The organism is Janthinobacterium sp. JF4 (genome assembly GCF_059617925.1).
In genome coordinates, this window is sequence record NZ_JCAQAV010000007.1 from 1 (window position 1) to 18,742 (window position 18,742).

Here is an 18,742-nt window from a genome sequence, read left to right on the forward strand (position 1 = left end):
GTTGTTCGCAACACCACCAACCGCATGAGAGGAATAATACAAGGTCGGATTAGCGGCGCAGCCGCGCAATCCGACACCACCAGCGGCACGGTTGACACCACCAAACCGTTACCCCGGCTGACACCACTAACACCGCGCCACCGTCGCGCCAACGATGGCGTCGGATTACGCACGCCCTTCGGACGCGCTAATCCGACCTACCTCTGCATCGACTCCCATACTTTCTGCAGGCGCTTGGCAGAAACGGGCATCGGCGTCCTCAACTCCTGCGCAAACAGCGACACGCGCAGCTCTTCCAGCATCCAGCGGAAGTCGATGAGTTTCGGGTCGGTGTTCTTGCCGGCCTGGCGGTCCTTGGTCTGGCGCAGATACGGCGCGGCGGCCGATTGCCATTCGGCCACCAACTTGGTATCGCGCGCGGGGTCGGCGCGCAACTTTTCCAGGCGCACGTTGATCGCCTTCAAATAGCGGGGGAAATGCGCCAGTTGCGTGTACTCGTTCTCCGTCAGGAAGCGCTTATGCACGAGTCCCTGCAGCTGCGACTGGATATCGGATGCTGCCGCTGCGGGAATGTTTTGCAGGCGCTTCGGCAAGCCGTGGAATTCCGTCAGCACTTGCGACAACAAGCGGGCGATTTCATTGACCAGCAGGACCAGGCGCGACTTGCCTTCCGCCTGGCGCTTGGCAAACGAAGCGGCGTCCAGCGGCAGCGGATCTTGCAGGCAAGCAATGTCGAGCGCCTTGTTGATGATTTGCTCGCGCAACTCTTCCTGCGAACCGAGGGCCATGAATTGCATGCCCATCTGCTGCAGACCAGGGATGCTTTTCTCGACGTATTTAATTTGTTCCTTCATTTGCAGCGCGAACAATCGGCGCAAACCCACCTTGTGCGTACGGGCCGCCACGGTCGGATCGTCAAACACTTCCAGGTCGCAATGCGTGCCCTTGTCGACCAGGGCGGGGAAGCCGATCAGGGTCAGCTTGCCCTGCACGATTTCGAGCAACTCCGGCAATTCGCCGAAGGTCCAGCCCGTCAAGCCCATGTGCTGCGACACGGTGGCATTCGGGGACGCCGGCGCCGCAGCGGCAGCCGCGCCCTTGGCCGGCGCGCCGCCCTTGCCTGTTGCCGCGCTGGCGCCTTGCGCTTGCGCCTGCAGCCGCGACGCCACTTGCGCGCCCGCCACCTTGGCACCGGGCGTGCCCGTGCCGGAGACGCCCGACACTTCGGCCAGTTTCTGGAAACTCTGGCGCGCCTGGCCGCCGAATTCCGCCTGCAGGGTGGCCAGGTTGCGGCCCATGTCCAACTGGCGGCCATGCTCGTCGATCACCTTGAAATTCATGAAGTGATGGGCAGGCAGGGTTTCCGGCTTGAAGTCCGTCGTCAGCACATTGATGGTGATCTGCGTGCGGATGTCGAGGATGATGGCGTCGACAAGATCGCCGCGACCGAACACGCCCGCCTCATGCACGCGCTCGCAGAATTTCGCCGCATAGTCGGGCAGCGGCACGCAGTGGCGGCGCAGTTTTTGCGGCAACGATTTTAATAGCAGATGCACTTTTTCCTTCAGCATGCCCGGCACCAGCCATTCGCAGCGCTCGCGCGGCAACTGGTTCAAGGCATACAGGGGCACGCTCAAGGTCACACCATCGCGCACGCTGCCCGGCTCGAAGTGGTACGTGAGGCCCATTTCCAGGCCCGTCACGGACATGGTTTTCGGGAACAGGTCCGTCGTCACGCCTGCCGCCTCATGACGCATCAGCTCTTCGCGGTTCAGATACAGCAGCTTCGGGTTCTCGCGCGTGGCTTCCTTGTGCCATTTCTCGAAACCGGCGCCATTGCACACGTCCGCCGGCAGCAATTTATCGTAGAAGGCGGCGATCAGTTCATCGTCGACCAGCACGTCGAGGCGGCGCGACTTGTGTTCCAGGTTTTCGATGTCCTTGATCAGCTTGTGGTTGTGCGCAAAGAACGGCGCGCGCGTGTCGAAGTCGCCGCCGACGAGGGCGTCGCGGATGAAGATTTCACGCGCTTCCGGCAAATTGAAATTGCCGTAATTGATGCGGCGCTGGCTGTACACCACCAGCCCGTATAAAGTCGCCCGTTCGGACGCCGTCACTTGCGCCGAGCGTTTTTCCCAGCGCGGCTCGCCCCACGATTTCTTCAGCAGGTGCTCGCCCACTTTTTCCAGCCATTCGGGCTGGATCTGCGCCACGCAGCGCGCGTACAGCCGCGTCGTGTCGACCAGTTCGGCCGCCATGATCCACTTGCCCGGCTTTTTCAGCAGCGAAGAACCGGGCCAGATGTGGAACTTGATGCCGCGCGCGCCCAGATACCCGGCGCCCGGCTCGTCCTCGCCCTTGAAACCGATATTGCCCAGCAAGCCGGTCAGCAAGGCCATGTGCAGGTTGTCGTAGGTGGCCGGCGCCTCATTCAGGCGCCAGCCCTGCTCCTTGACGATGGTCAGCAGCTGCGAATGCACGTCGCGCCATTCGCGCAAGCGCATCTGCGACAGGAAATTCGTGCGGCAATTGTCCTGCAACTGACGGTTGGTTTTCTTGTGCTCGATGGCGGCTTCGAACCAGCGCCAGATTTTCAGGTAGCTCAAGAATTCCGATTTTTCATCGGCGAATTTCTTGTGCGCCTCGTCGGCCGCCTGCTGGTGTTCCATCGGGCGGTCGCGCGGGTCTTGCACGGACAGGGCCGAAGCGACGATCAGTACTTCCGTCAAACACGCGTTATCGAGCGCGGCCAGAATCATGCGGCCCACGCGCGGGTCGAGCGGCAGCTTGGCCAGCTTGTTGCCCAGCGGCGTAAGCTTGTTCACTTCATCGACGGCGCCCAGCTCCTGCAGCAGTTGATAGCCGTCGGCCACCGCGCGCGCCAGCGGCGGCTCGATGAAGGGGAAGGTTTCCACGTCCGTCAGGTGCAAGGATTTCATGCGCAGGATGACGGCCGCCAGCGAGGAGCGCAGGATTTCCGGCTCGGTAAACTTCGGCCGCAGCAGATAATCCTGCTCTTCGTACAGACGGATGCAGACGCCATCGGCCACGCGGCCGCAACGGCCGGCGCGCTGGTTGGCGGCCGACTGGGCGATCGGCTCGACCTGCAGCTGCTCGACCTTGTTGCGGTAGCTGTAGCGTTTTACGCGCGCCAGGCCCGCGTCGACCACGTAGCGGATGCCGGGCACGGTCAGCGACGTTTCCGCCACGTTGGTGGCCAGCACGATGCGGCGCGCATTGCTGGTTTTAAAGACGCGCTCCTGCTCCTCGGCCGACAAACGGGCGAACAGGGGCAGGATTTCCACGTGCGGCGGGTGGTGCTTGCGCAGCGCCTCGGCGCAGTCGCGGATTTCGCGCTCACCCGGCAAGAACACCAGCACGTCGCCCGAGCCGATGCGGCACAGCTCTTCCACGCCATCGACGACGGCATCCATCAGATCGCGCTTTTCGCGCGCGGCGGCCGTGCGCTGGCCGGGCTTGTCGGCATTGCTGCCTGCGCCCGGCATGGCCACCTGCTCGCGCTCCACGGGACGGTAGCGCACTTCCACCTGGTACAGACGGCCCGACACTTCGATCACGGGCGCGGGTTTTTCCGGCGTGCCGAAATGGCGCGAAAAGCGTTCCGCATCGATGGTGGCCGAGGTGATGATGATTTTCAAATCGGGCCGGCGCGGCAGCAGCTGCTTCAGGTAGCCAAGCAGGAAATCGATGTTCAGGCTGCGTTCATGCGCTTCATCGATGATGATGGTGTCGTAATTTTTCAACAACGGGTCGGTCTGCGTCTCGGCCAGCAAGATACCGTCCGTCATCAGCTTGACGGACGCGCCACGGCTCAGGGTATCGGTAAAGCGCACCTTGAAACCCACCGTTTCGCCCAGCGGCGTACCCAGCTCCTGGGCGATGCGCTTGGCCGTCGAGGAAGCGGCGATACGCCGCGGCTGCGTGTGGCCGATCATGCCCTTCTGTCCGCGTCCCAGTTCCAGGCAAATCTTCGGCAATTGGGTCGTCTTGCCGGAACCCGTCTCGCCCGAAACGATGATGACCTGGTTGTCCATCAGGGCCTTGGCGATTTCGGCGCGCCGGCCCGACACGGGCAAGTCTTCCGGATATGTAATCGGTGGCAGCGGATTGCGGAAGGCCTTTTCCGCTTCGCGCGCGGCGCGGGCGGCGTCACGGCTCTCACGACTCTCACGCTCTTCGCGGCTGGCCTGGTCATTGCGCGGCGCCTGCCCCTCGCGCGGCGGGCGCGGTGCGCGCTGCTGCTGTTGCTGTTGCTGTTGTACTTTCGGCTGCTCCGCGCGCGGCGGCTGCGGCCGTTGCTGGCTCACGGGCGGGCGCTGGCGGCCCTGCGCAGGCGTGGCGGCAGGCGCGGAAACATCCCCGCTGGCGGGCACATTTGCAACGTTGGAAAGAGGGGAAGACTTATTGCTGGCTGAAGACATTGTTTTTTACAGGTATTTTAAGCGCGCACATCGCGCAGCGAATTATAATGCGCTTAATGGAAAACCCTACCCAATTCGTCCAATGGCTGCGCTCCGTCGCGCCCTACATCCACGCCTTTCGCGGCAAGACCTTCGTGGTCGCCTTCCCCGGTGAACTCGTCAGCGCCGGGGCGCTGCAGGTGCTGGCCCATGATTTGTCCCTGCTGCATGCGCTGGACATCAACGTCACCGTCGTCTACGGCTCGCGGCCGCAGGTGGCGGAACAGCTGGCCTTGCGCAACGTCGAAGGCCGCTTCCACAACGGCGTGCGCATCACGGACATCGCCGCGCTGGAATGCGCGAAAGAGGCCGCCGGCGAGCTGCGCCTCGATATCGAGGCCGCGTTCAGCCAGGGCTTGCCGAATACGCCCATGTCACATGCGGCCATCCGTATCATTTCCGGCAACTTCATCACGGCGCGCCCGCTGGGCGTGATCGATGGCGTGGACCTGGAACTGACGGGCATCACGCGCAAGGTCGACGCCGAAACCATCCATTCCATCCTCGGTTCGGACGGCTTGGTGCTGCTCTCGCCGCTGGGCTTCTCGCCCACCGGTGAAGCGTTCAACCTGACCATGGAAGATGTGGCCTGCAGCGCCGCCATCGCCCTGCACGCGGACAAACTGATCTTTATTACTGAAACGCCGATGATGGAAGACGCCACGGGCGTGGAAATCCGCGAACTGTCGTCGCACCAGGCAGAAGCCGTGCTGATGGCCGGCTTCTTGCCGGACGCCACGGCGTTTTATTTGAAGCATTGCGTCAAGGCCTGCCACAACGGCGTCGAGCGCTCGCACATCGTGCCGTTCTCGATGGATGGTTCGGCCCTGCTGGAATTGTTTACCCATGATGGCGTGGGCACCATGATCAGCCACGAAAACCTGGAAAGCCTGCGCCAGGCCACCATCGAAGACGTGGGCGGCATCATCAAGCTGATCGAACCGCTGGAAGCGGACGGCACTTTAGTCAAGCGGGGCCGCGAGCTGATCGAGCGCGAAATCGATTATTTCTCCGTCATCGAGCATGATGGCGTGATCTTCGGCTGCGCCGCGCTGTACCCGTTCCCCGCACAGAAGATGGCGGAAATGGCATGTCTGACGGTCAACCCGGAAGTGCAAGCCCAGGGCGACGGCGAGCGCATCCTGAAACACATGGAAAACCGCGCGCGTGCCGCCGGCCTGAACAAGCTGTTCGTGCTGACCACGCGCACCTCGCACTGGTTCAAGAAACGCGGTTTCGTGCCGGCCACCGTCGACGATTTGCCGAAGGACCGCCAGCATATGTATAACTGGCAGCGCAAGTCGCAAGTGCTGATCAAGACACTGTAAAACTGAAGAAGCCCGGCATGCCGGGCTTCTTCACATTGAGAGCATTATTTGATATTCAATGGCGCAAACGACTTGACCAGGTCATCGAGCGCCTTCAATTGCGCCAGGAATGGTTCCAGCTGGTCCAGCGGCAAGGCGCTGGGGCCGTCGCAGCGGGCGTTGTCGGGATCAGGATGGGCTTCCAGGAACAGGCCGGCGATGCCGACGGCCAAGCCGGCGCGGGCCAGGTCGGCCACTTGCTGGCGGCGGCCACCCGAGGCGGCGCCGCCGGGATCGCGCTGTTGCAGCGCATGCGTGACGTCGAAGATGATCGGCAGGTCGTCGCAGGTTTTCTTCATCACGCCAAAGCCCAGCATGTCGACCACCAGGTTGTCGTAGCCGAGGCACGTGCCGCGGTCGCACAAAATCAATTGATCGTTGCCCGCTTCCTTGAATTTTTCAACGATATTGGCCATCTGGCCAGGGCTGAGGAATTGCGGCTTCTTGATGTTGATGACTTTACCCGTTTTCGCCAGGGCCACGACCAGGTCCGTCTGGCGCGCCAAGAAGGCGGGCAATTGCAGCACATCGACCACTTCGGCCACCTGCTGCGCCTGCCATGGCTCATGCACGTCGGTAATCACGGGCACGCCGAACGCCGCCTTGACGTCCTGGAAGATGCGCATGCCTTCTTCCAGTCCCGGGCCACGATAGGAATGGATCGACGAGCGGTTGGCCTTGTCGAAGCTGGCCTTGAACACATAGGGAATACCCAGTTTTTGCGTCACGCGCACATATTCTTCGCAGGCGCGCATGGCGAGATCGCGCGATTCGAGCACGTTGATGCCGCCAAACAGCACGAAGCTGCCGGTATTGCTGACGTCGATGCCATGGACTTTCACTGAGGTCATAGGGATTCCATATTGGTTAATTGTTACTACTTGCTTGGAAGAGGCGCAGCCAGCGGCTGGCGCGACAAGGCATCTTACTAGCTGGGGCGGCGCAGATCAAATTTGATCCAGCGCAAGGGCATGGCAAACGGCGCGTGGCCGGGCCGCGACGGCCCCGCGAGGGCAGGCGCAAAGTGCCTTATAATCACGCTTTATCTCTACACTGATTCAGGAGCACTGATGGCCCGCACGATCCACTGCATCAAACTCAACAAGGAAGCCGAAGGACTGGATTTCCCGCCGTACCCGGGCGAACTGGGCAAGAAGATTTACGAATCGGTGTCGAAGGAAGCGTGGGCCGCCTGGCTCAAGCACCAGACCATGCTGGTCAATGAAAACCGTTTGAACCTGGCCGACGCGCGCGCCCGCAAATACCTGGCCACGCAGATGGAAAAGCATTTCTTCGGCGATGGCGCCGATGCGGCCATGGGCTACGTTCCCCCTACCGAGTAAGTCTTATCGCTTGCCCGTGACCACGTCACGGGCAGTTTCACCTGCGTTTCACGCCCGCCCCCGCCGTTTCACGGCACCGCTTTCCCGTTTCGTCGCACCCCGCTCGCCGCCCATGCCGCCCGCTGGCACAGTACGTCCATCGACTATCCTATTCCAAGGCGGACACCATGCTGCAGCACATCTTCAGCCACACTCCCTTGTACGTCTGGGCCATCCTGGGCTTTCTCGTGTACCGCGGCGTGCTGGCCAGCCGCGCACGCGAAGTGAGCTTGCGCAAGCTGTGCATCATTCCCCTGGTCATGCTGGTTCTGTCCCTGAGCGGCGTATACGGCAGCTTCGGCTTGGCCGGCAGCGCGCCATTCGCCTGGGCCGCCGGCGCCGTGGCCGGTGCGGCGCTGGCGTGGACGCTGGCCGATCCGCGCAAGATCGTGGCCATTCCCCAGCGGGGCAGCGTGCAGCGTCCCGGCAGCTGGCTGCCGTTGATCCTGATGATGAATATTTTTTGCATGAAATATGCGGTTGCCGTGACCTTGGCCATCGCGCCCGCGTATGCACATGCGAGCGGCTTCAGCGTGCCCGTCTGCCTCGCCTACGGTGGCTTCAGCGGCATCTTCCTCGGGGGCTTGCTGCGCACCGTGAGCGTGTACCGCCAGGTGCATATGACAAGCGGCCCGCAAGGGGCCGCCGTGTAAGGCAGGTGCAAACGCCGGCGAACGCCGGCTATCATCTTAGTATGCCAGCGTACGCACGCCTTCCGGCATGCCCAGCAGGCAGACATTGGCGCCGCGCGCGGCGAACAGGCCGACGGCGATGACGCCGACGATCTGGTTGATCTGCTGCTCCAGCGCCACCGGATCGGCAATTTTCAAGCCCAGCACGTCGATGATTTCGCCGCCGTTGTCGGTAATGAACGCTTCCGTGCTGCCGGCCTTCAGGCGCAGGCGGGGCGTGCCGCCCAGCGCGGCCAACTGGCGCGAGACGGCGGCGCGGGCCATCGGCACCACTTCCACCGGCAGCGGGAAGGCGCCCAGAGTTTCCACCAGCTTGGAGCCGTCGGCGATGCAGACGAACTGTTTCGCTACGGAAGCGACGATCTTTTCACGCGTCAATGCCGCGCCGCCGCCCTTGATCATGGCGCCGCTGGCCGTGATTTCATCGGCGCCATCGATGTAGACGGCGATCGACTCGACGTCGTTCAGGTCAAAGACGGGAATGCCATGGCCAGCCAGGCGCGCGGCCGTCGCTTCGGACGAGGCGACCGTGCCCTTGATGGTGTCCTTGATCTTGGCCAGTTCATCGATGAAAAAGTTGGCGGTGGAACCGGTGCCGACACCGATGACTTCACCTTCAACCACATAGGCTATGGCGGCGCGGGCTACGGCTTGCTTCAATTCGTCTTGGGTCATGGCATTCAGGCTAAAGTGAGGAATGACGCTATTTTAACGGATTGCCCGCCCGGCCAGCCGGCCACCATGAGCGACGATGCGACGGGATACAACAGACAAACGGGAAAACTTTGCCCTGGGGCAATTGCACACCCAATTACACTCTATGTCCTCTAAACTATGCGAAAATGGCACGATAGCCCGATATGACGTTTCAGGAATAGCACATGAATCACAGTAAACAGGTACTTGTTGTCGATGACAGCCGGGTTTCACGTTTGATGTCGCATCAGTTCATCCTCAGCAAACATGCCGACTGGCAAGTGATTGAGGCGGCGACGGGCGAGGAAGCCCTGGAAAAAGTCAAGACCGTCAACCCTGTGCTGATACTACTGGATGTCAACATGCCTGGCATGGGCGGCATCGCGGCGGCGGAACAATTGCGCGTGCTGTGCCCGCAGACGCACATCATTCTCGTCACGGCCAATGTGCAGAACGCCACCCGCAACCGTGCCAGCGAACTCGGCGTGGGCTTCATGGAAAAACCGATCACGGAAACGCGCATCCACCAGCTGATCGACTCACTGGGACTGTGAGCATGGTCAATCTCTCCGAACTCGAGAACGATGCCCTGGTAGAGATATTCAACATCGGGGTGGGCCATGCGGCGGCGGCCATGAGCGAGATCGTGAATGAAGAAGTCACCATGTCGGTGCCGTCGATCACCTTCCTGAACCGCGCGGACGCGGCCGCCTTGCTGGGCAGCAAGAAGGATGGCGAACGCATCTGCGGCGTCAGCCAGCATTACGATGGCGCTTTCGCCACCGAAGCCATCCTGATGTTCCCGGAAGACAAGAGCCTGGAAATCGTGCGCCTGATGGTGGGCGACGCCATGCCGCTGCAGGAACTGACGGAAATGGAACAGGAGGCGATGAGCGAAATCGGCAACATCATCCTCAATTCCTGCGTCGGCACCTTGGCCAACCTGTTCGACAGCGAACTGCATGGCTCGCTGCCCCTGTACCACGTGGGCACCAGCGCGGAAATCCTGTCCTCGTTCGGCGGCCAGGACGACGAGGCCGTCGTGCTGATGCTGCATATCGACTTCGTGCTGTCCAAGCACCAGATCCATGGCTATGTGGCATTCGTGCTCGACCTGTCCGCCTTGCACGACCTGAAACAGCAGGTCAGCCGCTACCTGGCCAAGGTCCTGGGACAGGCGTGACGATCATGCCCGATGCCTTGCACCGACTCGCCCTGCTCGAGAGCATACTCGGCGCCGTGAACCTGGGCGCCATCGTGCTCGATGAGCAGCACCGCATCGTGCTGTGGAACAGCTGGATGACGCGCCACTCGGCGCGCCAGGCCGACGCCGTGCTGGGCCAGGATTTCTTCGCCGTCTTTCCCGAAATGCGGCACAAGCGCATGGATTCGGCCATCACCCAGGCACTGCGCGACAATTTCCAGTCGCTGCTGTCGCAAACCCTGCACAAGGCGCCGTTTGCGCTATACACGCATGGCGCGGCCACGGGCGGCGGCGAGGAACGCATGCAGCAAGCCATCGCCGTCACGCCGATCAACCTGCCCGGTGCGCCGCGCCACTGCCTGATCCAGATCAATGACGTCACCATCGCCGTGGGGCGCGAAAAGCTGCTGCGCGAACAAACCATGGTCTTGCGTTCGCAAACCTTTTCCGACGGCTTGACGGGCATCGCCAACCGCCGCCATTTCGACGTGGCCATCGAAAAGGAAATGCGGCGCGCCATGCGCACCAGCAGCCCGCTGTCGCTGCTGATGATCGATATCGACCATTTCAAGGATTATAACGACCATTACGGCCACCAGCAGGGCGATGATTGCCTGATCCGCGTGGCGGCCGAACTGGCCGCCATGCTGCAGCGCCCCACCGACCTGCTGGCCCGCTATGGCGGCGAAGAGTTTGCCGCCATCTTGCCCGACACGGATGCGGCGCAGGCGCTGCGCATGGCCGAGGCGATCCGCCAGCACGCGGCCGACCTGCGCATTCCGCATGCCAAGACGGGCAATGAGGTCAAGCACATCACGGTCAGCATCGGCATCGCCACGCAGCACCCGCAGCAGCAGCCGACCATCTCTGCCCTGATCGGCGCCGCCGACCGCGCCCTGTACCTGGCCAAGGGCGCCGGGCGCAACCAGGTGATGGTGCAAGCGCTGTAGGAAAGCAACGCCCACTACGTAATTCCAGTAGACAACTTTACGACGGATGCGTAGACTCGTATGTGATTGCAGCAAAAACAACAAGAATTTATCTGCGGTATCCATTCAAGCGCATGCGCCGTTCCTGCGCGGATATGGCCAGGAGTGCTTGTGAACCTCGACCTGCCCCTCAAATCCCGCCTGCCGGGCACCGACCTGGATACGGCCATGGTCAATGGCATGCGCCTGCTGTTGTCCAGCGCCACCTTGCTGACTCTGTTCATCGACCCCGAAAGCGCCGGCAAGCTGAGCAAGATCACCTGGCTGATCTTTTCCGCATATACCCTGCACAGCCTGCTGCTGTATGTACTGGCTGTCCTGGGCCTTAGCTTGCCAGAAGACATTCTGCTGTACTGGCTGGACGTGGCCTGGTATGCGCTGATCGTGTTTTCCACCAGCAGCCACAACAACCTGTTTTTCCTGTTTTTTTTCTTTGCCATCCTGACCTCGTCGTTCCAGCGGGGCTTCGAGGAAGGCGCGCGCATCACCCTGGCTTCGGCGGGCCTGTTCGCCGCCACCGCCCTGTTCGGCGAAACGGATGCGGAACTGTCACGCCTGCTGCTGCGCACCACCTTCCTGCTGGCGCTCGGCTACATGATCGCCTACTGGGGTGGCTCGGCCATCACCCAGCGCAGCCACCTGGCGCTGCTGCGCGATGTCAGCCAGCTCTCCAATCCACGCTTCGGCGTGGACCAGACCATCACCTCGGTGCTGGAAAAAACCCGCAGTTACTTCAACGGCCGCAGTTGCCTGCTGATCATGCAGGACAAGGGCTCGCGGGTCTGGTCGCTGCGCAGCGTGATTCATACGGGCACGGGCGTCGTACATACGAGCTCGCTGCTCAGCGACGACGCGGCCAGCCCCCTGCTCGCTTTCCCGTACGATAAGATCGCCCTGTACAACCAGCCCGCCGGTCGCTGGCTGCCGTGGACAGGCGGCGCACGCATGCTCGATCCCGACAGCGGGCGCTGGCTGCGGCATGACGACGCGGCCGGCGCCCGCCTGGCCGAACTGCTCGAAGCGCACGCCTTCATCAGCGCGCCGCTGCCCCTGCGCAATGGCAAAGGCCGCATCTTTATCGTGTCCGCCACCAGCATGAGCAAGACGGATGCCCTGTTTCTCAGCCATATAGGCGCGCAGGCGTTTCCTGTCATTGAAAACATCGATCTGCTCGACCGCCTGGCGTCACAGGCGGCCTCGCGCGAGCGCGAAAAGATCGCGCGCGACCTGCATGACACGGCCGTGCAGCCGTATATTGGCTTGCGCCATGGCCTGGCCGCCCTGCGCAACGAAGCCACGCCGGGCAACCCGCTGCTGCCCGAACTGGAAAAGCTGATCATCATGTCGGGCCAGGTGATCACCGACCTGCGCAGCTACGCGCGCACCTTCAAGAACGGCCAGGTGCAAAGCGAGCCGGAATTACTGGTCGCGCTGCGCCGCCAGGCCACGCAGATCCGCGAATTCTATGGCATCGACATCGCCCTGCATATCGAAGGCGACCTGCACATCAACGACCGCCTGGCGGCCGAGGTGTTCCAGATCGTCAACGAAGGCATGAGCAATATCCGCAAGCATACGTCGGCGCGCCACGGCGCCGTCAAGCTGACCTGCGTGCAGGGCGCGCTGCACATCAGCATCGACAACGAGTGCGCCGCCGCGCACGTGCCCGACTTCCTGCCCGACTCGCTGGCCGAGCGCGCCGCCGCCCTGGGCGGCACGGCACGCGTCACGCACAGCATGCTGGGCAACACCTCCGTGCAGATCGAGATCCCCATATGAATGACTTACGCCACATGCCGCCAGCCAGCCATGTCATCAGCGTCATGCTGGTGGACGATCACAAGACCATGCTGTGGGGCCTGGAGCGGCTGATCGGCGGCGAGCACTCGGGCATGCGGGTGGTCGCCACGGCGTCCGACAGCGCCGAGGCGCTGGAGCAGGCGAAAGCGCTGCAACCGGATGTGATCGTGCTGGACCTGGACCTGGGCGGCATCAGCTCGCTGGCCATCCTGCCCGCGCTGGCGCAGAGCGGCAACACGCGCGTGCTGGTGCTGACGGCCAGCCACGACCAGGCCATCCTGGACCAGACGGTACTGAAAGGCGCGCGCGGCATCGTCAGCAAGGATGCGCCGGCAGAAATGGTACTGAAGGCCATCGAAAAGGTGTACCACGGCGAGCTGTGGCTGGAACACGCGATGCTGGGACGCATGCTGACGCAACTGACCCAGCCCGGCGGCGGCTCGGCGCAAGCCATCGCCGTCGCCAGCCTGACCCTCAAGGAACGAAAGATCATCGCCGCGCTGGTGCATGGCAGCGGCACGCCGGCCAAGCTGCTGGCGGACCAGTTGTTCATCTCCGAACACACCTTGCGCAATCACCTGACGTCAATCTACCGCAAGCTGGGCGTATACAACCGCCTGGAACTGTACGCCTACGCCACCAAGCACCAGCTGGGCCAATTGCCGCCCGGCGCCTGACGCGCGGCCACCGCACGGCCGCGCCCCCCTCCCCTCCCGCATCGCTCGCCAGCCACCGGCATGGGCATTGCCCCCGTGCGTCGAACTCGACCATGACAATTGTCACGAAAAAAACAAGCAGTTCCTCCTTGCAATAAAAGGATGTTCTTCTGATGTAGATCAAGCTGCTGACTTCTATAGTGGTTTTACCGGAGTGCAAATCACCGCGCGGCCCACCACGATACGGAGCACAGCATGCGCTTTGACAAGTTTCTTCCGACAGCCCTGATCACCTATTTACAGGGCAAGGAAAAGGCTGCGTTCTACCGCTATGCCATGGTGGCGGCGCTCATTGCGGTGGTCTGCATCATCGGATTGCTGGCACTGGGCGAAAGCCCATGACACCGCCAGCGCAAAGCAGCAGCACAGTTGTCATGCCGTTTTATCCACCGTTGTACCTTAACCACCACCAGGAGTTGTCATGAACCTCATCAAAAACTTTATCCGCGAAGAAGATGGCGTCACCGCAATCGAATACGGCCTGATCGCCGCCCTGATCGCCGTGGTGATCATCGCCGCCATCACCATCGTCGGCACGCAGCTGAAAAAGACTTTCAGCACCATCGGCACCAAGCTGACCACCGCGAATGCCTGACGCGGTACTGTCCGGGCAGGCCCAGCGCCAGCCCGGACTACGCTTCCCCCCATTCCCGGCACGCCCACCTTGACGAACGCATAGCGAGGCCCATCGTGAAATCTCTCTTCCGCCGCATATCCGACGAGTCGGCCGTCACAGCGATCGAATACGCGCTGCTGGCGGGCCTGATCGCGACAGTGCTGGTAATCACGATCACCGTGCTCGGCGACCAGGTCAAGCTGCTGTTTGCCTATGTCAAGGACCAGGTGGTCCTGGCCCTGTCATGAATACCCTGCGCGCCTCGCTGCGCACCCACCGCGCCCTGCTGCTGATCGTGCTGCTGTATGCCGCCGCGGCGGCACTGCTGGCCGGCCGCCTGCCCAGCGCTGCGGACACCCTCAACGTGCTGGCCGGCTTCCTCGTGGCCGTCCTCACGGGTCCCATCTTCATACTGTGCGGCTACACCATCCATGTCATGGTGATGCAGCGTCCGCACCGCCTGTGCCACTATCTGTACCACGATCTGCGCCGCTACCTGAGCAACGAGCGCCTGCTGCACGCGCTGCCGGCCATGCTGCTGATCCCCGTCTTCGCTTCCAGCTTCACCGTCTTCAAGGCCGCCATCCCCCGCCTGCATCCCTACACCTGGGATGCCAGCCTGTCCGCCTGGGATATCGCGCTGCATGGCGGCCAGGCCCCATGGGAATGGCTGCAGCCGCTGCTGGGCCACCCGCTCGTCACGGGCCTGCTCAACTTCAGCTACCACCTCTGGTTCTTCCTGTTCTACGCCATCCTGTACTGGCTCATCCTCGACACCCGCCGCCCGCTGCTGCGCATGCAGTTCCTGCTCAGCTTTGCGCTGACCTGGATCGTCCTCGGCAGCATCATGGCAGTGCTGTTTGCCTCGGTCGGCCCCTGCTACTACGGCTACCTGCACGCCAGCGACCCATATGCGCCGCTGATGGCCTACCTGCATGAGGCCAGCGCGCACGTCCCCGTCTGGGCCCTGCAGGTACAGGAGATGCTGTGGCAAGGCTATCAAAGCAAGGGCGCGAACGGCGACCTGGGTATCTCCGCCATGCCCAGCATGCATGTGGCCACGGCCGTGCTGATGGCCATCATGGGCTGGAAAGTCAGCCGCGCCGCAGGACTCGCTCTATCCGCCTTCGCCGTGCTGATACTGCTCGGCTCCATCCACCTGGGCTGGCACTATGCGCTCGACGGCTATGTGGGCGCGGCCGGCGCGGCGCTGGTGTGGCACCTGGTGGGACGGCTGCTGCGTAGCCAGGCCGCGGCACCGGCCATGCACGTGGCCACGGTGCCCTGCATGAGCAAGGGAGGACTGACATCATGAACGCCCACCTGCCCATGCTGCTGTGCCTGGCCGTGCTGGCCACCCTGCTCGCTGCCGCCCTGTGGCACGACCTGCGCACGCGCCGCATCCCCAACCAGCTGGTGCTGTGGGGGACGCTGGCGGGGCTGATCCTGAACAGCTTCGTGCCATCCGGCGCCGGACTATTCGATGTCTCCTTCGGCGGCCTGGGACTGCTGCAGGCGCTGGCCGGCGCCGCTGCCGGACTGGCCCTGCTGCTGCCCATGTACCTGCTGCGCGCCCTGGGCGCCGGCGACGTCAAGCTGATGGCCATGTGCGGCGCCTTCCTCGGTCCCGATGCGGTACTGGAAGCGGTCCTGCTGACCTTCCTGTGCGGCGGCGTGCTGGCCCTGGCCGCCGCGCTGGCAGGCCGCCGCCTGCGCCTGGTGCTGCGCAACACCTACCACATGATGCTGGGGGCACTGCTGCACAGCCTTGCCGGCGGCGCCGCCACGATCGCCGAACCGCCGCCAGCCACCGGCAAGCTGGCCTACGCCTTCGCCATCGCCAGCGGCACCGCGCTGCAGGTGTTCCTGCAATACAACCATCTGTGGAGCCTGCGCTGAAACGCGCCGCTCCGACGACCAGCCACCACAGGACATGACCATGCACGCCCTCGCCACATTCTGCCACTCGCGCCTCGCCAGCCTGTTCACCAGCATCGCCATGGCCGGCCTGTGGACATTCTTCGCCAGTGCCCACGTGATGGGATTCCTGCACAGCGGCGACTGGAGCTATCTGCTGTTCTGCGCCGCCGAAACCCTGGCCGCCCTGTTCTTCATCGTGCGCACGGCCCCCGTCAGCGTTTCCACCGATGCGGGCGACTGGCTGCTGGCCATCGGCGCCACCTTCGCCCCCTTCTTCCTCTCGCCTGCCGACATGGCCATCTGGCCCGGCGCGCGCTACCTGCTGGCCATCGGCAGCCTGCTGCAGATCGCCGGCCTGCTGTCGCTGAACCGCAGCTTCGGCCTGGTGGCGGCGCAGCGCGAGATCAAGACGGGCGGCGCCTACCGCGTGGTGCGCCATCCGCTGTATGCCAGCTACCTGATTTCCCTGAGCGGCTACCTGCTGGCCAATACCTCGGCCACGAATGGCGCCGTGTACGTGCTGGGCATGTTGATGCTGGTGGCGCGCCTGCTGCGCGAAGAGCGCTTCCTGTCCACCGACGTGCGCTATCGCGTCTACATGCGCCAGGTGAAGTATCGCCTGCTGCCCTACATCTTCTGACATCCGGCCACCCAAGCAAGAGGAGTACACATCATGCCTGACACCTATCCAGAACGCAGCGACGGCGGCGGCATCGAGCCGGCCGCCAAGCGCGCGCCACGCACGGTCGAAGAAACGGGATTGCCCTTCCTGTTCCTGGTCGAACTGCTGGTCAAGATACTCTTCCTGCGCGGCCAGATCGGCCTGCCCGCCCTGTCGACGCACGTGAAGCTGGGCGCCGGCGTGCTCGAGCCGCTGCTGACCTTCATGCGCGCCGAAAAACTGTGCGAAGCGCGCCGCAACGGCGGCAGCGGCACCGACGCCGACCTGTACTACATGCTGGGCGACCAGGGCCGCCTGCGCGCCGCCGAGTACATGCGCCGCAATGCCTACAGCGGCCCCGCCCCCGTCACGCTGGCCGACTACAGCAACCAGGTGCTGGCGCAAAGCGTGGCGGACATGCACGTCACCCGCGACGACGTGCAGCGCGAATTCCGCGACGTGGTGGCCAGTTCGTCCGTGCTCGACCAGCTGGGCGCGGCCATGAATTCCGGGCGCGCCCTGTTCTTCCACGGCCCCGCCGGCAGCGGCAAGAGCTACCTGGCCGAGCGCCTGAACGGCCTGCTCAGCGGCGCCATCGCCCTGCCGCATGCCGTGATGGTCGACGGCGAAGTACTGCCCTTCCTCGACCCCATGCTGCACACCCTGTCGCGCAGCGGCCCCGTGCCATCCGATCCCCGCTGGGTACGCGCCGAGCGCCCCGCCGTGCTGACGGGTGGCGAACTGACGCTCGACATGCTCGACCTGCAATTCGACCAGGGCACCCGCCTGTACCAGGCGCCGCCGCACCTGAAGGCCAACAACGGCATCTTCATCATCGACGACCTGGGCCGCCAGCGCTGCTCGCCCGTGGAGCTGATGAACCGCTGGATCGTGCCGATGGCGCGGCATATCGATTACCTGTCGCTGCACACGGGCTACAAGTTCCCCGTGCCCTTCGACGTCATCGTCGTGTTCTCGTCGAACCTGGCGCCGCAGCACCTGGCCGACGACTCCTTCCTGCGCCGCATCGGCTACAAGATCCACGTGGGGCCCCTGAGCGCCTACCACTACCTGGCCGTGTTCCGCAGCACTTGCGCCCAACTGAGCATCAATTTCGACGAAGCCTCCTACACCTACCTGCTGCACCTGCATAGCCTCTACAAGCGGCCCTTGCTGGCGTGCTACCCGCGCGACATCCTCGCGCAGATCTGCGACCAGGCGCGCTATGAAGACCACGCGGCGCAACTGTCTCCGGAAGTCCTGTTCTGGGCCTGGAAAAACTATTTCAGCAGCGATGACGACCTTGCAAGCACACATAACGGACCGGCAGCGGTCCAGCACAAAGGGGAAGCAAAATGAGAAACGCACGCGCACTGACGATGATGGCCATTGCGGTCATCCTGGCGTTCGCCGCGGTCATCGTGGCCGCGCGCTGGATCAATGCCCAAGCCTCGGGCAACATCAACAAGGTGGCCGTGGCCCAGGTCGACATCAGCCTGGGGGCACGCCTCACGCCCGACATGGTGCGCATGGTCGACTGGCCATCGAACGCGCTGCCGCCGGGCGCCATCAACGATCCGAAGCTGCTGGAAACGCGCGTCACGCGCACCAGCATCCAGCACGGCGAACCGATCATGGAAGGCAAACTGGCGCCTCCCGGCACGCAAGGGGGCCTGTCGGCCGTCGTCGCCGAAGGCAAGCGGGCCATGACCGTGCGCGTCAACGATGTGGTGGGCGTGGCTGGCTTCGCCCTGCCCGGCAACTTCGTCGACATCCTCGTCAACACCCAGGGCGAAGGGGCGCGCAAGACGCCGGACCGCGATCCGAACATTTCCAAGATCGTGCTCGAACGCATACTCGTGCTGGCCATTGCTCAGGAATCGAGCCGCGACGACACCAAGCCCAAGGTGGTCAACGCCGTGACCCTGGAGCTGACGCCGGAGCAGGCGGAAAAACTCGACCTGGCGCGCAGCGTGGGCACCCTGTCGCTGGTGCTGCGCAACCAGATCGAGGACAAGCCCGTCAACACGGAGGGCGCCACCAAGACCAGCCTGCTCGATGAAAAAGTCGCCGCAGCCGCACCCGCGGCCATGGTGCAGGCCAAGCCCGCCCCGCGCCGCCGCGTCGTCACGGCTCCGGCACCGCAAGCGGGCACCCGCGTCGATGTCATCAAGGGGCTGGAACGCAGCTCCCAACAATTCTAACCTGCACCAGAGGA

General features: G+C 63.4%; 19 protein-coding genes. 16 read left to right on the forward strand and 3 right to left on the reverse strand.

Features of this window, described 5'->3' with window-relative positions; all coding sequences use genetic code 11:
* Positions 1-197 precede the first annotated feature (197 nt).
* Positions 198-4,442, reverse strand: coding sequence for an ATP-dependent RNA helicase HrpA (gene hrpA / locus AC54AF_RS08875; RefSeq protein WP_496636261.1), 4,245 nt, complete (start codon positions 4,440-4,442; stop codon positions 198-200).
* Positions 4,443-4,498: 56 nt separating this feature from the next.
* Between hrpA and argA the strand changes: the two genes are divergently transcribed.
* Entirely contained in the window at positions 4,499-5,809 is a 1,311-nt protein-coding gene (gene argA / locus AC54AF_RS08880; RefSeq protein WP_046685875.1) for an amino-acid N-acetyltransferase, read from the forward strand.
* A 44-nt stretch (positions 5,810-5,853) separates the two neighbouring features.
* Here argA and kdsA read toward each other — a convergent pair whose 3' ends face one another.
* Positions 5,854-6,699, reverse strand: a complete 846-nt coding sequence (kdsA, locus tag AC54AF_RS08885; RefSeq protein WP_071075913.1) for a 3-deoxy-8-phosphooctulonate synthase — start codon at positions 6,697-6,699, stop codon at positions 5,854-5,856.
* Positions 6,700-6,918: 219 nt separating this feature from the next.
* On the opposite strand from kdsA, the gene AC54AF_RS08890 reads away from it, so the two are divergent.
* Both AC54AF_RS08890 and AC54AF_RS08895 read left to right on the forward strand, forming a co-directional pair.
* On the forward strand, positions 6,919-7,191 hold the full coding sequence (locus tag AC54AF_RS08890) for an oxidative damage protection protein (protein ID WP_034750797.1): 273 nt from the start codon (positions 6,919-6,921) through the stop codon (positions 7,189-7,191).
* A gap of 167 nt (positions 7,192-7,358) precedes the next feature.
* Positions 7,359-7,883 (forward strand): DUF6622 family protein, encoded by a 525-nt coding sequence (locus AC54AF_RS08895; RefSeq protein WP_496636262.1) that lies wholly within the window; start codon positions 7,359-7,361, stop codon positions 7,881-7,883.
* Positions 7,884-7,919: 36 nt separating this feature from the next.
* On the opposite strand, the gene rpiA is transcribed toward AC54AF_RS08895, so the two are convergent.
* The gene (rpiA, locus tag AC54AF_RS08900; protein WP_496636263.1) at positions 7,920-8,597 is read right to left on the reverse strand and encodes a ribose-5-phosphate isomerase RpiA; all 678 of its coding nucleotides are present in this window, start codon (positions 8,595-8,597) and stop codon (positions 7,920-7,922) included.
* 206 nt (positions 8,598-8,803) lie between these two features.
* Here rpiA and AC54AF_RS08905 point away from each other — a divergent pair, with 206 nt between their 5' ends.
* From AC54AF_RS08905 to cpaB, 13 genes are all read left to right on the forward strand, one after another.
* Entirely contained in the window at positions 8,804-9,172 is a 369-nt protein-coding gene (locus AC54AF_RS08905; protein WP_131386987.1) for a response regulator, read from the forward strand.
* Between the two features lie 2 nt (positions 9,173-9,174).
* The gene (locus AC54AF_RS08910; RefSeq protein ID WP_034786994.1) at positions 9,175-9,801 is read left to right on the forward strand and encodes a chemotaxis protein CheC; all 627 of its coding nucleotides are present in this window, start codon (positions 9,175-9,177) and stop codon (positions 9,799-9,801) included.
* A 5-nt stretch (positions 9,802-9,806) separates the two neighbouring features.
* Positions 9,807-10,772, forward strand: a complete 966-nt coding sequence (locus AC54AF_RS08915) for a GGDEF domain-containing protein (RefSeq protein WP_496636358.1) — start codon at positions 9,807-9,809, stop codon at positions 10,770-10,772.
* 150 nt (positions 10,773-10,922) lie between these two features.
* Positions 10,923-12,590, forward strand: a complete 1,668-nt coding sequence (locus tag AC54AF_RS08920; RefSeq protein WP_496636264.1) for a sensor histidine kinase — start codon at positions 10,923-10,925, stop codon at positions 12,588-12,590.
* On the forward strand, positions 12,587-13,288 hold the full coding sequence (locus AC54AF_RS08925) for a response regulator (protein WP_496636265.1): 702 nt from the start codon (positions 12,587-12,589) through the stop codon (positions 13,286-13,288). Before AC54AF_RS08920 ends, AC54AF_RS08925 begins: the two co-directional genes overlap by 4 nt.
* A gap of 234 nt (positions 13,289-13,522) precedes the next feature.
* A complete protein-coding gene (locus tag AC54AF_RS08930; protein ID WP_496636266.1) occupies positions 13,523-13,669 on the forward strand; it encodes a hypothetical protein in 147 nt (48 codons plus the stop codon).
* Positions 13,670-13,748: 79 nt separating this feature from the next.
* Positions 13,749-13,922, forward strand: coding sequence for a Flp family type IVb pilin (locus tag AC54AF_RS08935; protein ID WP_070222439.1), 174 nt, complete (start codon positions 13,749-13,751; stop codon positions 13,920-13,922).
* Between the two features lie 95 nt (positions 13,923-14,017).
* Positions 14,018-14,191 carry a Flp family type IVb pilin gene (locus AC54AF_RS08940; RefSeq protein WP_496636267.1) on the forward strand — a complete coding sequence of 58 codons (174 nt, stop codon included), beginning with the start codon at positions 14,018-14,020 and terminating at the stop codon, positions 14,189-14,191.
* On the forward strand, positions 14,188-15,258 hold the full coding sequence (locus AC54AF_RS08945; RefSeq protein ID WP_496636268.1) for a phosphatase PAP2 family protein: 1,071 nt from the start codon (positions 14,188-14,190) through the stop codon (positions 15,256-15,258). The genes AC54AF_RS08940 and AC54AF_RS08945 overlap by 4 nt, the downstream gene beginning before the upstream one ends.
* A complete protein-coding gene (locus AC54AF_RS08950) occupies positions 15,255-15,842 on the forward strand; it encodes a prepilin peptidase (RefSeq protein WP_496636269.1) in 588 nt (195 codons plus the stop codon). The genes AC54AF_RS08945 and AC54AF_RS08950 overlap by 4 nt, the downstream gene beginning before the upstream one ends.
* A 40-nt stretch (positions 15,843-15,882) precedes the next feature.
* The gene (locus tag AC54AF_RS08955; protein WP_496636270.1) at positions 15,883-16,503 is read left to right on the forward strand and encodes a methyltransferase family protein; all 621 of its coding nucleotides are present in this window, start codon (positions 15,883-15,885) and stop codon (positions 16,501-16,503) included.
* Positions 16,504-16,536: 33 nt separating this feature from the next.
* Positions 16,537-17,883, forward strand: coding sequence for a DUF8689 domain-containing protein (locus AC54AF_RS08960; RefSeq protein ID WP_496636271.1), 1,347 nt, complete (start codon positions 16,537-16,539; stop codon positions 17,881-17,883).
* Positions 17,880-18,728, forward strand: coding sequence for a Flp pilus assembly protein CpaB (gene cpaB, locus AC54AF_RS08965; RefSeq protein WP_496636272.1), 849 nt, complete (start codon positions 17,880-17,882; stop codon positions 18,726-18,728). Before AC54AF_RS08960 ends, cpaB begins: the two co-directional genes overlap by 4 nt.
* Positions 18,729-18,742 lie beyond the last annotated feature (14 nt).

Bases quoted from the DNA above. Each gene is read 5' to 3' on its own strand.
- AC54AF_RS08910 (WP_034786994.1), top strand. From the start codon at position 9,175: ATGGTCAATCTCTCCGAACTCGAGAACGATGCCCTGGTAGAGATATTC.
- AC54AF_RS08905 (WP_131386987.1), top strand. From the start codon at position 8,804: ATGAATCACAGTAAACAGGTACTTGTTGTCGATGACAGCCGGGTTTCA.
- AC54AF_RS08960 (WP_496636271.1), top strand. From the start codon at position 16,537: ATGCCTGACACCTATCCAGAACGCAGCGACGGCGGCGGCATCGAGCCG.
- AC54AF_RS08890 (WP_034750797.1), top strand. From the start codon at position 6,919: ATGGCCCGCACGATCCACTGCATCAAACTCAACAAGGAAGCCGAAGGA.
- hrpA (WP_496636261.1), bottom strand. From the start codon at position 4,442: ATGTCTTCAGCCAGCAATAAGTCTTCCCCTCTTTCCAACGTTGCAAAT.
- AC54AF_RS08955 (WP_496636270.1), top strand. From the start codon at position 15,883: ATGCACGCCCTCGCCACATTCTGCCACTCGCGCCTCGCCAGCCTGTTC.
- AC54AF_RS08945 (WP_496636268.1), top strand. From the start codon at position 14,188: ATGAATACCCTGCGCGCCTCGCTGCGCACCCACCGCGCCCTGCTGCTG.
- AC54AF_RS08925 (WP_496636265.1), top strand. From the start codon at position 12,587: ATGAATGACTTACGCCACATGCCGCCAGCCAGCCATGTCATCAGCGTC.
- AC54AF_RS08935 (WP_070222439.1), top strand. From the start codon at position 13,749: ATGAACCTCATCAAAAACTTTATCCGCGAAGAAGATGGCGTCACCGCA.
- AC54AF_RS08930 (WP_496636266.1), top strand. From the start codon at position 13,523: ATGCGCTTTGACAAGTTTCTTCCGACAGCCCTGATCACCTATTTACAG.
- AC54AF_RS08895 (WP_496636262.1), top strand. From the start codon at position 7,359: ATGCTGCAGCACATCTTCAGCCACACTCCCTTGTACGTCTGGGCCATC.
- kdsA (WP_071075913.1), bottom strand. From the start codon at position 6,699: ATGACCTCAGTGAAAGTCCATGGCATCGACGTCAGCAATACCGGCAGC.
- AC54AF_RS08915 (WP_496636358.1), top strand. From the start codon at position 9,807: ATGCCCGATGCCTTGCACCGACTCGCCCTGCTCGAGAGCATACTCGGC.
- argA (WP_046685875.1), top strand. From the start codon at position 4,499: ATGGAAAACCCTACCCAATTCGTCCAATGGCTGCGCTCCGTCGCGCCC.
- rpiA (WP_496636263.1), bottom strand. From the start codon at position 8,597: ATGACCCAAGACGAATTGAAGCAAGCCGTAGCCCGCGCCGCCATAGCC.
- AC54AF_RS08950 (WP_496636269.1), top strand. From the start codon at position 15,255: ATGAACGCCCACCTGCCCATGCTGCTGTGCCTGGCCGTGCTGGCCACC.
- cpaB (WP_496636272.1), top strand. From the start codon at position 17,880: ATGAGAAACGCACGCGCACTGACGATGATGGCCATTGCGGTCATCCTG.